Source organism: Paenibacillus sp. JNUCC32 (genome assembly GCF_014863545.1).
In the GTDB taxonomy this organism is placed as follows: domain Bacteria; phylum Bacillota; class Bacilli; order Paenibacillales; family Paenibacillaceae; genus Paenibacillus_AQ; species Paenibacillus_AQ lautus_A.
On sequence record NZ_CP062260.1, the window covers coordinates 3,292,205 to 3,304,288 of the forward strand.

Annotated in this window: 14 protein-coding genes; all 14 read right to left on the reverse strand. The window is 52.5% G+C overall.

The window, feature by feature from the left end; all coding sequences use genetic code 11:
- Nucleotides 1–57: 57 nt before the first annotated feature.
- Nucleotides 58–930, reverse strand: coding sequence for a TlyA family RNA methyltransferase (locus tag JNUCC32_RS14810; protein ID WP_192572496.1), 873 nt, complete (start codon nt 928–930; stop codon nt 58–60).
- A gap of 19 nt (nt 931–949) precedes the next feature.
- A complete protein-coding gene (dxs, locus tag JNUCC32_RS14815) occupies nt 950–2,857 on the reverse strand; it encodes a 1-deoxy-D-xylulose-5-phosphate synthase (RefSeq protein WP_192572497.1) in 1,908 nt (635 codons plus the stop codon).
- Nucleotides 2,858–2,965: 108 nt separating this feature from the next.
- A complete protein-coding gene (locus JNUCC32_RS14820; protein ID WP_374705875.1) occupies nt 2,966–3,841 on the reverse strand; it encodes a polyprenyl synthetase family protein in 876 nt (291 codons plus the stop codon).
- A gap of 22 nt (nt 3,842–3,863) precedes the next feature.
- A complete protein-coding gene (gene xseB / locus JNUCC32_RS14825) occupies nt 3,864–4,124 on the reverse strand; it encodes an exodeoxyribonuclease VII small subunit (RefSeq protein ID WP_009591232.1) in 261 nt (86 codons plus the stop codon).
- A complete protein-coding gene (gene xseA, locus JNUCC32_RS14830; RefSeq protein WP_192572499.1) occupies nt 4,114–5,484 on the reverse strand; it encodes an exodeoxyribonuclease VII large subunit in 1,371 nt (456 codons plus the stop codon). Before xseA ends, xseB begins: the two co-directional genes overlap by 11 nt.
- Nucleotide 5,485: 1 nt before the next feature.
- Complete coding sequence (gene folD / locus JNUCC32_RS14835; protein ID WP_015734456.1) at nt 5,486–6,346, reverse strand: bifunctional methylenetetrahydrofolate dehydrogenase/methenyltetrahydrofolate cyclohydrolase FolD; 861 nt, start codon at nt 6,344–6,346, stop codon at nt 5,486–5,488.
- A gap of 66 nt (nt 6,347–6,412) precedes the next feature.
- Entirely contained in the window at nt 6,413–6,871 is a 459-nt protein-coding gene (gene nusB / locus JNUCC32_RS14840) for a transcription antitermination factor NusB (RefSeq protein WP_096773233.1), read from the reverse strand.
- A gap of 175 nt (nt 6,872–7,046) precedes the next feature.
- The gene (locus JNUCC32_RS14845) at nt 7,047–7,280 is read right to left on the reverse strand and encodes a DUF2273 domain-containing protein (RefSeq protein ID WP_192572500.1); all 234 of its coding nucleotides are present in this window, start codon (nt 7,278–7,280) and stop codon (nt 7,047–7,049) included.
- 15 nt (nt 7,281–7,295) lie between these two features.
- Nucleotides 7,296–7,835, reverse strand: a complete 540-nt coding sequence (gene amaP / locus JNUCC32_RS14850; protein WP_009591270.1) for an alkaline shock response membrane anchor protein AmaP — start codon at nt 7,833–7,835, stop codon at nt 7,296–7,298.
- 70 nt (nt 7,836–7,905) lie between these two features.
- Nucleotides 7,906–8,319, reverse strand: coding sequence for an Asp23/Gls24 family envelope stress response protein (locus tag JNUCC32_RS14855; protein WP_009591235.1), 414 nt, complete (start codon nt 8,317–8,319; stop codon nt 7,906–7,908).
- A gap of 118 nt (nt 8,320–8,437) precedes the next feature.
- On the reverse strand, nt 8,438–9,781 hold the full coding sequence (gene accC / locus JNUCC32_RS14860; protein ID WP_015734455.1) for an acetyl-CoA carboxylase biotin carboxylase subunit: 1,344 nt from the start codon (nt 9,779–9,781) through the stop codon (nt 8,438–8,440).
- Between the two features lie 54 nt (nt 9,782–9,835).
- Nucleotides 9,836–10,339 (reverse strand): acetyl-CoA carboxylase biotin carboxyl carrier protein, encoded by a 504-nt coding sequence (accB, locus tag JNUCC32_RS14865; protein ID WP_009591273.1) that lies wholly within the window; start codon nt 10,337–10,339, stop codon nt 9,836–9,838.
- 169 nt (nt 10,340–10,508) lie between these two features.
- Entirely contained in the window at nt 10,509–11,372 is an 864-nt protein-coding gene (locus JNUCC32_RS14870; protein ID WP_096773232.1) for a SpoIIIAH-like family protein, read from the reverse strand.
- A 69-nt stretch (nt 11,373–11,441) separates the two neighbouring features.
- Entirely contained in the window at nt 11,442–12,083 is a 642-nt protein-coding gene (gene spoIIIAG / locus JNUCC32_RS14875) for a stage III sporulation protein AG (RefSeq protein WP_192572677.1), read from the reverse strand.
- Nucleotide 12,084 lies beyond the last annotated feature (1 nt).

Here is a 12,084-nt window from a genome sequence, read left to right on the forward strand (position 1 = left end):
GAATTTTGTATTCGCGGATGAGAACATAAATTCCTCTTTTTCAGCAAAAGAAACCCATCATTTCGATGAGTTTCCTGTGAATGTATGAGCCGCTTGCGTGACGACGGTGTCAATCCATTGACTCAATGGGACAGAAGTTTGTCCATCTTCCTGAGTCGGTTCTTCCGAGCTTTCAGATGCCTCCGGCTCTAATCGCCAGTGGGCCAGGAATTCAATATTTCCTTCCCCTCCCGTTATCGGAGAGAACGTAAGGTTTTTCAGCTTGAATCCAAGGCCGTCCGCAAAAGTCAGCACCTGCGTTAAAACGTCCTTATGGACCTTCGGATCCCGAACCACCCCGGATTTACCGACCTTTTCCCGCCCCGCCTCGAATTGAGGTTTGATCAGGGCGGCTACATCTCCCGGTTTACCTAGCAGCAACTTGAGAGGCGGCAGTATAATGCGGAGCGATATAAATGAAACATCGATGCTCGCAAAATCAGGCAGAGGACCGATCAGGTCCTCCGGCGTCATATAGCGAAAATTCGTTCGCTCCATAACGCATACGCGTTCATCGTTACGCAGCGACCAATCCAGCTGGTTATAACCAACGTCGATCGCGTACACATAACTGGCCCCATGCTGGAGCGCGCAATCCGTAAAACCGCCTGTCGATGATCCGATATCCAGCATCGTGCGTCCCTTCATGTCGAGGCCGAACGTACGAATCGCTTTCTCCAGCTTTAGTCCGCCTCGACTGACATAAGGATGAACCGAGCCCTTGACCTTCAATTCGGACGTCCTCGGAATTTTCATGCCGGCTTTCTCGATCCGTTCAGTTCCGGCATAGACCAGACCCGCCATAATCGCGGCTTTTGCTTTTTCGCGACTCTCATAATAACCCTGCTCCACGAGCAGGACATCAATTCGTTCCTTCTGAGATGAATCCATATTATACTCCCGATCGTTACTAAGACATAAAACTTCTTTTGCCGAGTACGGCGGTCCGGGCATTCTTCAGGCTCCGGATTTCCTGGCAAACCCCTTCCAGCGTGAGCCCTACTTCCTCCCGCTGCTGCGGAATGCTTCCATGCTCGATGAACCGGTCTTCGATCCCCATCAAGGATACGACGGCATCATGGATTCCCTGCTCTGCAAAATATTCCAGAACCGCGCTCCCCAAACTGCCTGCTTGCGAGGTTTCCTCCAGAACCAGCATCGACGTTCCCGTCTTCGCCATATTCCCCAGCATATCTCCGTCAAGCGGTTTAAGGAAACGGGCATTCACGACTTCTACCGCAATGCCTTCCCGTTTGAGCTGCTCCGCCGCTTCTTCGGCCAGCTGAACCATCGGACCCGAAGCCAGGATGGCATACCCTTCGCCGGGACGGACGACTTCCCAGGTTCCGATTGGAATGGGCACCAGCTCAGTGTCCATCGGAACGCCGCGCACATTGTTCCGAGGGTAACGGTAAGCAATCGGTCCTTCATTATAATCAAGCGCCGTCTTCATCATGTGACGAAGCTCATTCTCGTCTTTTGGCATCATGATGACGATATTCGGGATATGACGCATGAAGGCCACATCGTATACCCCTTGATGCGTTTCGCCGTCTGCACCGACAAAGCCGGCACGGTCAATCGCAAACATCACGTTGGCGTTATGGCGGCAAATATCATGCACGATTTGGTCGTACGCACGCTGCATGAACGTGGAATAGACCGCGAACACGGGTTTCATGCCTTCCATGGCCAGAGCCGCGCACAGCGTTGCCGCGTGCTGCTCGGCAATCCCGACATCGATCATGCGGTCCGGAAATTTCTTGCTGAACGGGATCAGGCCCGAGCCGCCCGGCATCGCCGGCGTAACGGCGACGATGCGTTTATCCTGTTCCCCCAGCTCGACCAAAGTCTGTCCGAACACTTCCGTGTACATCGGATTGCCTACTGCCTTAAGCACTTGGCCGGATTCAATCTTATAAGGGGTGATTCCGTGCCATTTATGCGAATCCGATTCGGCTGGACGATATCCCTTGCCCTTGGTAGTTACGGCATGGATCAGCACGGGACCATCCACATTGTCCGCCTGCTTCAATGTATCGATCAGTTTGTTCAGATCATGTCCGTCCACAGGCCCGAGATACGTAAAACCAAGTTCCTCGAATAAAACACCCGGAACCATCATATATTTAAGGCTGTCCTTCATCTTCTCTGCCGTTTTCGCGAGTTTGCCGCCGATGGCAGGGATTTTCTTCAAGACCATCTCCACTTCGTCTTTGGCGCGAAGATAAAAACGGTCCGAACGGATCTTGCTTAAGTAGTTATGCATAGCACCGACATTCGGTGCGATCGACATTTCATTGTCATTCAGGATGACCATGAGCTTCTTCTGCTCGTGGCCGATATGGTTTAGCGCTTCAAACGCCATGCCGCCTGTAAGGGCTCCGTCCCCGATCATGGCGATAACCCGATTGTCTTCGCCTTTCAGATCCCGGGCCATGGCCATGCCCATTGCGGCAGACAGCGAGGTGCTGCTGTGACCGGCTTCCCAGACATCATGCTCGCTCTCGGACCGCTTGACGAAGCCGCACAAGCCTTTGTATTTGCGGAGCGTATCGAATTTATCCATCCGTCCGGTCAAGATCTTGTGTACATAGGCTTGATGGCCCACATCGAAAATCATCTTGTCACGAGGGCTGTCAAAGCAATAGTGCAAGGCCAGCGTGAGTTCAACCACTCCCAGATTCGGTGCAAGATGGCCACCGGTAACGGACAGCTTTTCGATTAGAAAATGACGGATTTGTCCCGCTAAATCCTCGAGTTCGTCCACCGATAGATTTTTAAGTTGTTCTGGTTGTTTGATATTTGGAAGAAGCACGAAGAATCTCCCCGCTTTCCTTGATTAAGTTTACGTTACTAAGCCGATAGTAATTCAGCCATTAACAGACATTATATCACAAAAAAACCGTTTGCATGTAGCGCGCGCTTAGTGGTCCCGGGCCATCAAGAAATCCGCGATCTCCAGCAGCCTTGTAGGGTCGGCGAAGTTCCCTTCGGAAATGACCCGCTTGGCTTCTGCCGTCAGTCGCTCGACTTCATGCCTCGATGCGTCCAAACCGATGAAGTACGGATAGGTCACCTTTTCCTGCTTCACATCGCTTTGTACCGGCTTCCCGAGCTTGGACTCATCCCCGACGAGATCCAGGATATCATCTTGAATCTGAAAAGCAAGGCCGATATGATGCCCGAAGGTACGCAAGGATTCGATCTGGGAGTCGGAGCACCCGGCAACATGGCCGCCCGCCATCAGCGAGAACATGATTAGATCACTGGTCTTGTGCAGGTGAATATACTCAAGCTGCTCTAACGTCGTGATCCCTTGCTCCCCTTCCATGTCGGCCACCTGACCGCCTACCATCCCCCGCGGACCTGCATACTCCGCAAGATCCTCCACGATCGACAGCACGCGCTCTGCTGGAACACCATGCTTTCGGGCAGCCTGGACGACGCTGTAAAAAGCATGCGTGAGCAAGGCATCCCCCGCCAAAATGGCGCTGGCCTCGCCAAACACCTTATGATTCGTCGGCTTGCCGCGGCGGTAATCATCATCGTCCATCGCCGGCAGATCATCGTGGATAAGGGAATATGTATGGACCATTTCCACCGCGCAGGCAACCGGAACGGCTGCTTCACGGCTGCCGCCGCCCGCCTCGCATGCCGCAATGACAAGCAGCGGACGCATTCGCTTGCCGCCTGCCATTAAAGAATACGACATGGACCGCGAAAGGGTTTCAGGAACTTTCCAGCCTGACGGAAAAAGATTCGTGAACTCGCTGTCCAGCCTGTCACAAATTTCATTCATATATTGATGGATCGTAAGTCTGTTATTCACCCAGTTCACCTGTCTCATCCAGCGTCCCGCCGAATGGCTTCCGCTTCAATTCTCCGCCCTCTTCTACGATCATTTCGATTTTCTGCTCGACCTGCTCCAGCTTTTTGCTGCACATCTGCGACAGCTTCATGCCCTGTTGAAATAAATCGATGGCTTTTTCAAGCGGCACATCTCCGTCTTCCAGCTGCTCAACTATCGTCTCCAGCTGAGCCATCGCTTCTTCGAAGCTGATCTCCAGTGTTTCATTCGCCAATCTCTTCATCCTCCTTCATTCCCCACACTTGACATTGCAGCTGTCCATCGTTGACCCTTACGTTCACCAAATCACCTAATTGCACGTCTTCTATCGATTTGACAAGCTTTTGCTCTTTCTCGTCATACACGAGACTGTATCCTCTCGACATGATCTTCAGCGGGCTGAGCGCATCGAGATGACGCATCTCGGTTTGCAGCTGCGACATCTTGGACTTCATGATCGACTGCATCGCATTCATTAACTGCCGGTTGGCCTGCTCTTTCCTTTTGGCGGCGAACTCCGCTTGAGTCCGCGGATTATATCGGATCAGGCCCTGGTGCAGCGATTTTTGATGCTGGCGGACCAGGGAAAGCCTGGATTTCAGGTGGCCCTGCAGCCGCTGGGACAGCATGTCCAGCCGTTCGGCATGCTGAAGCATATACCGACGGGGATGTACCAGGACCGGGGATCGTTGAAGCGATATCAAACGTTCCCGGCTCCGCTGAAGGCGCTGCTGCAACCCCTGATTCAGCTGGCGCTGTCTTTGGGCAAGCTGCCCTCTCAGTTCTGCGCTGCTCGGAACCGCAAGTTCCGCTGCGGCCGTTGGCGTGGCGGCTCGAAGATCCGCGACAAAATCGGCGATCGTAAAATCCGTTTCGTGCCCGACGGCCGAAACGATTGGAATATGGGATTGATAAATGGCCCTTGCAACGATCTCTTCATTAAACGCCCAGAGTTCTTCCAGTGATCCGCCTCCGCGCCCAACGATTAGCACATCAGCCTCTGCCATGTCGTTCATCGTCCGAATGGCCTTGACGATCGAAGGCGCAGCCCCTTTGCCTTGAACCAGCACCGGATACAAAATGGCGTTCGCCTGAGGATAGCGCCTCCGGATCGTAATCATGATATCCCGCACGGCAGCCCCCGTTGGCGACGTGATCACGCCGATCGTCTTGGGATAGCGCGGCAGCGGCCGCTTGCGATCAGCAGCAAACAAGCCCTCTTCCTCCAGCTTCGACTTCAGCTGTTCATAAGCGAGATACAAGCTGCCGATGCCGTCCGGCTGCATTTGGACGGCATAGAATTGGTACTGACCATCCCGTTCATACACCGAGACATTGCCCTTCGCTATGACTCGCGACCCTTCCTTGGGGATAAAAGGCAGCCTCTGGTTATGAGTCGCAAACATGATCGCACGGATCCGGCTGCCTTCGTCCTTTAAGGTAAAGTACATATGTCCGCTGGAATGATGGGTAAAATTCGATATCTCGCCACGGATCCATACGTCGGATAGCCTGGAGTCGCCTTCCATCTTCATGCGAATATATCGGTTTAAATCCTTAACGGATAATACTCGTCCTGGATCGGCCGTCTTCATGTCAGGCCAGCCCATTCAGCCTTTTGGCGGCTATCAGTGTATTCTGCATGAGCATCGTGATGGTCATCGGTCCCACGCCTCCGGGAACCGGAGTAATCGGGCCGGACACTGCCTTCACGCTCTCAAAGTCAACGTCCCCGGCAAGCTTTCCGTTCTCCAAGCGGTTCATGCCGACATCGATAACGACGGCACCGGGTTTCACGTAGCTGGCATCAATCATGTTCGCTCGGCCGATCGCCACGACCAGGATGTCCGCTTGACGCGCGATTTCCGCCATATTCCCCGTTTTGGAGTGGCACATCGTAACGGTCGCGTTCTCGCGCTGAAGAAGAAGAGATACCGGTTTGCCGACGATATTGGATCTCCCGATCACGACCGCATGTTTGCCTGCAATCTCAATGCCTGTCCGCTTGATCATTTCAATCACGCCGGCCGGCGTGCATGGCAGGAGACTGTCATCGCCTATTACGAGGTTACCCACATTAACCGGGTGGAAACCATCCACGTCCTTCTCCACCGCAATCGCATCGATGACGGCCTTTTCCTCGATGTGTTTAGGCAAAGGTAGCTGGACCAGTATTCCATGGATGGATTCCTGGGCATTGAGCTTGTCCACAAGCGCGAGCACTTCGTTCTGGCTGGAATCGGCGGGCAGACGATGCACCTCGGAATAAAAGCCCAGATCGTGGCACGCTTTCTCCTTGTTGCGAACGTAGACATGCGAAGCCGGATCATCTCCTACAAGTACAACAGCCAAACCAGGACGTACATTCTGCTTGGACAATTGTTCTACTTCTAACGCAATCCCCTTGCGAATTTCTTCCGAAATCTGTTTTCCGCTAATAATCGTTGCTTCTGTCATCCTGATCTCTCCTCCATTATGATTGAATCATTACGTTTCAAGCTGGGCATGAACATGCGTGCAGATTTAGGACTGACGCAGCTTCACCTTGACTTGATCCAGCTCTTGAATCATCCGGCCCAGTACGCCGTTGACGAACTTGCCCGATTCCTCGGTTCCGAAATGCTTGGACAGTTCGATCGCTTCGTTAACCGCCACTTTCCCGGGCACGTCATCGCGATAAGTCAGCTCGTACACGGCCAGTCGCAGGATTTGACGATCCACGCGGGAAAGACGGCTTACCTGCCAGCCTTTCAAATAATGAGCGAGGAGATCGTCAATCGAATCCTTGGATTCCCATGTTCCGTTGACCAGCTGCAGCACATATTCCTTCATTTGAACCTCGTCGCCAATGACCCGCTCGGTCTCATTCTCTTCGGCCGCTTCGGAGAGCAGCATCGACACGGCTTCCATGCTGTCGACTTCGTTCATCTCCATCTGGTAAAGGCTCTGAACGACAATCTCTCTAGCTACACGTCTTTTCATTATGTTCCTCCTGTGGACCCTGCCGAATCCATTTTTCTAATTAGTATGATCCATTTGCCGTCAAGACTTGACAACAATTAAACGCCAAAAAAAAACCTGTGAATATCTCTCTCCGCAAAAAAGGCGCACTACACCTGTCCTCAGCATTTTTTCCGGAGAAAGCATATCACAGGGTTCATTTAAACGGCCGCCAGCGCTCGGAAAGCCAACGTCCCCATTCCTGAAAGTGGAAGATGGAGCCCTGCTTCAGATCCTTGCGCTTGCCAAATATATAGCCGATAAATACCACTAATGCAAAGAACAGCATATCCCAAAAACCGGATAATAAATAAATCAGTCCGCACACAAGCCCGCCGGCCACCCCGGCAATTCTTCCTCTGTGACTCTCCCATATTTCTTTCCAAGGCATTTGGGAAGCTCACCTCTATTCCACGCGGCTCTTGAAGCTTGGTGCCTGAACCACGTTAGCAATATATACGGATACGGATGATACGGGTATTCCTGTTGTATCTTCAACGAAGTCGTGCACCTGCTTCTGCACTTCGGTAGTCAGCGTAGGAATGGATTCCTCGCCATCAACCACGGCGCGAATCGCAATATCAAGACCCGACTGGGATACCTTGATCCGCGATTTCAGATCCTTCACTCCGCGGACGCGCGAAGCCGCCTTCAAGCAGAGATTCTCGATCGTCTCCACGGAGATTTGGATATCGCCGAATTCCGTTCGCTGATCGATGGAGTTCAGGTTCGAGCGATCGCGCCTGACGGAGATGTAGAAAAAACGGATGCTCAGCAAAAACAAAACCGCAGCTACGATAATTCCAGCCCAGAAAAGGCGTTGTTCCTGAACATTCGTTAATTCGTAAGGAACAGCGCCACTCAACAGGAGGATGGCAACTACGGATATAACACCGATACTTAAGCTGTAGATAAACAGCAAAAGTCTGTCCATGATTTTGGCCACGATTCAGCACAGCCTCCTTAAATTAGATTAAACCCTCGACATCGCTGCCCAGGGCTAGCCTGAAACTATTCTATTTGACGCGTTGAGCCAAATCCAATTCTTCCGTCTTCTCCACGGATTTCATGAAATGGACGTCATGAATATGTACATTGACTTCAATCACCGTAAGCCCTGTCATATTCTCAATCGAACGTTTCACGTTGCGCTGGATTTCCCCGGCAACTTCCGGAAGACGATGGCCATATTCCACGATGACGGATACGTCAACGGCAGCTTCCCGTTGTCCGACTTCAACTTTAACGCCCTTGGATAAATTCTTGCGTCCGAGCAGCTCCGCAATGCCGCCTGCAAAGCCTCCGCTCATCCCCGCAACACCGCGTACCTCGACCGTAGCGAGTCCGGCGATGACTTCAATTACTTCCGGTGCAATCTGAATCTCACCGATATCTGTACGTTCAAATTCTGTAGGCAAAGTTTCCGCCATTGTCTCAACACACCTTTCAGAATAAGTTAGCGGATGCACCCGAACTGCATAACGCATGCGCTCTTATTACTCATACTATACCATTTGGCCAAGTTTATGACAAACTTGGCCAAAGGTTTTAAATCTCATTTTCTTCCAAAAACTTAATATCGAAGTCGCCCTTCAAGAAGGTAGGATGCTTCAGCAGTTTCTGATGGAACGGGATGGTCGAATAGATCCCTTCAATCTCGAATTCAGCCAAAGCGCGTTTCATCTTCGCGATCGCTTCATCGCGGGTCGGCGCCCATACAATGAGCTTGGCAATCATCGAATCGTAATAAGGCGAAATCGTGTACCCGGGATATGCCGCGCTGTCCACCCGCACGCCAGGACCGCCCGGAGGCAAATAGAATTGAATGGTTCCCGGTGCAGGCATGAAGCCCTTGTCCGGATTCTCGGCATTGATCCGGCACTCGATAGACCAGCCGTTAATGACGACATCCTCTTGACTGAAGGAAAGCGTGTTGCCTTCAGCAACGGAGATCATTTCCTGAATCAGGTCCACGCCGGTTACCATCTCCGTTACCGGATGCTCCACCTGAATCCGCGTGTTCATCTCCATGAAGTAGAACTGTCCGTCCTGGCCCAGCAAAAATTCAAGCGTGCCGGCACCGGAGTAGTTTACCGCTTTTGCCGCGCGAACGGCGGCTTCACCCATTCGGCTGCGTACCTCTTCACTTAGCACCGGACAAGGAGCTTCTTCAACCAGCTTCTGTCTTCGGCGCTGCACGGAACAGTCACGCTCCCCGAGATGCACGGCGTTGCCGTGTTTATCGGCGATAATCTGAATCTCCACGTGCTTCATGCCGGTTAGATATTTTTCAAGATACACGCCAGCATTGCCGAAAGCCTTCTGGGCTTCCTGCTGCGCGTTCGTAATCTGTTTGATCAGCGATTCCTCATCCTCGGCGATTCGAATCCCCTTACCTCCGCCGCCTGCGGTCGCTTTGATAATGACCGGGTAACCGATGTCGCGTGCGAGCATGACGGCCTCGTCCAGATCCTCGACCAATCCGTCGGACCCGGGAATAACCGGAACCCCCGCATCCTTCATCGTTTGCTTCGCCACCGCCTTGTCGCCCATGCGGTTGATCGCGTCAGCGGAAGGGCCGATAAAGGTAATGTTGCAGGATTCACAGATCTCCGCGAAATCCGCGTTCTCGGCCAAAAAGCCGTAACCGGGGTGAATCGCGTCACACTCGGTCAGCGTAGCCACGCTCATGATATTCGTGAAATTCAAATAGCTGTCTTTCGATAATGTAGGGCCGATGCAATAGGCCTCGTCCGCCAAGCGAACATGAAGAGATTCCCGGTCCGGCTCCGAGTATACGGCAACGGTTGCGATGCCAAGCTCCCGGCAAGCCCGGATGATACGGACGGCTATCTCTCCGCGGTTCGCGATAAGCACTTTTTGAAATGTCATGCAGTAACCTCCTTCGGACTCATACGACTCTCGTTCTTGGCGAGTCCCTCCATATTACTCCGGCTTCACCAGGAACAGAGGCTGCCCGAATTCTACAAGCTGACCGTTCTGCGCGAGAACCTCAACGATTTCGCCCTTGATCTCTGCTTCCAGTTCATTCATCAGCTTCATGGCCTCGATGATGCAGACCGTCGATTTCTCCGTCACCTTGTCCCCCGGGCTTACAAACGGTCCAGCCTCAGGCGATGGGGAACGGTAGAAGGTTCCTACCATCGGTGATACGATTTTATGTAATGAGCTGTTGCTATCCTCCGCTGAATCCTGCTGAGGTGCCGCTGCAGGAGCTTGATTCCCCGTATTCGGCTGTACGATCTGCGGTGCCATCACTTGCTGAGCCGGTATGTACGCTTGCGGCGCGGCCTGATAGTTGTTAACGACCTCGGCTGCATTGGGTTTCTTAATGGATAAGCGTGTACCTTCGCTCTCAATCTCCAGTTCATGCACGGAAGTTTGATCCACCAGCTTAATAAGTTCCTTAATTTCGTTTAATTTAAACATGATCGACGTTCACTCCTTCACTTTCTTGGAAGCCCTTGCTTAGGACAGTCAGTCAATAGCTTAGAGTATTATATCACAATCGAGCGAAATAGAAAGAGCCCAAGGCAATCCTTAGACTCTTTCGGGTTTATCGTATATCCGTGGTTTATGTTGAAATCTGCGGACAAGCTTATGGCGCAACATATTGGACGGTTACTTTATCCGGCGAAACCTTCAATTCCTTCATCACAAGACTGACGATGTCCGCCGCGCCTTTGGCATCGAGTTTCTCGCTCAGAACGACCACATTATATTTCTCGCTCTCTTCCTTTACTACGGCGTTGCCGAATTGCTGCTGCAGGGTTTCCTCGATGCTGAGAATGACTTCCTCTTTCGCTTCCGCCGCTTTCAGCTGCTGGGTAGCTTGCGCTGTTTCTTCCGGTTTATTTTCATGGTTGTCGATTTTTGTCATTAATTCATCGTATAATTTATTATTTTTTTGTGCGCGGTCCAGTTTATAGGAATCCAGCTGTGCGATTGCAGACGTTGCGTTCGCTGCCACTTCCTCCAGCACTTCTTTATCCGATTTTTCGCCGCTCGTGCTGCTGGTGTCCTTGGAAGTCTCTGCTTCGTCCTTGCCGGTGCTGCTGGCGTCTTTGGATTTATCGGCTCCATCCGTGGATTCCTTCACTTCCGGTTCTTGCGGCTTATCCGCTTCTCCGGCCGCTTTCCCTTGGTCATCCTGCTCACCTTGCGTTGCCTCTGCAGGATCCTCCGTGCCGGTTACGCCCGTATCCGTCGTTCCGGTCCCTTGCTCGTTGGCTCCGGAATCTCCGTCCGTGCCTTCTTCGAGAACTTCGTTCACAACCAGCTCGTCGCCTGCGGTTCCATTGGCTTCCTGTCCTGCGCCGGGCTTCTGACCGTCCACCTGCGTGCTCTCGGCAACCGGCGGCGCTTTCGTTCCCGAATCGTCCGTGAACAAGTAGTAGGCGGACAGGATGACCATTAAACTAAGCATGGATACTAACCATATGGTTTGTCTTTTGTTATTCATTTGAACTTTTCCTCCTTTAATTGAAAACCTGTGGCACGAATGATCGGATCATCCGCAGGACTTCGTTTATTACTGTTTGCGTGGGACAACGGATATACGATAAGATGGAACGTTCAGACCCCGCTGGATCGCATCCACGATCAAGCTCTTTACGACTTCATTCTCGGCCCCCTTGGCTACGACGAGCACGCCGCGGACCTGAGGTTTGATCTTCTTGGTGACGATCGGCGTCTCTTCGCCCGAAGAGTCATAGGTGACGATCTGGCCGTCGCGCTGGTAACTCGTGACATGGCGTTTCCCCCCGTTGGCATCGGTTTCTTCCGTGAGTTCCTGCGTATCCTTCATATTTCGCTGCACCACCAGTTCTTCAGTAGATTCCACGGTCACCATGACATCCACGGACCCGACGCCAACGATCTGTTCCAGCATGGTCTTGGTGCGCATTTCGAAATCCTGCTCGATGCTTTCGAATTCACCGCCGCCGCTGTTGCTCGCAGCCCCCTGGGTTGTTGAGACCGCGGCGGTGTCCGGCGGCGGTTCGCGGCCGATATTCTCATGATCCAGCTTCTTGACATTGACGAAGGAGTTGAACAGCATGATCGCGACACCGATCAGGCCAAGAATGATCAGCCACCTGAAGGTCTGCATCTTCCTAGCACCGCCGGCTCCTCCGCCAAGCCACTGCTCCAACCGCTTCAACCAATTTCCCATC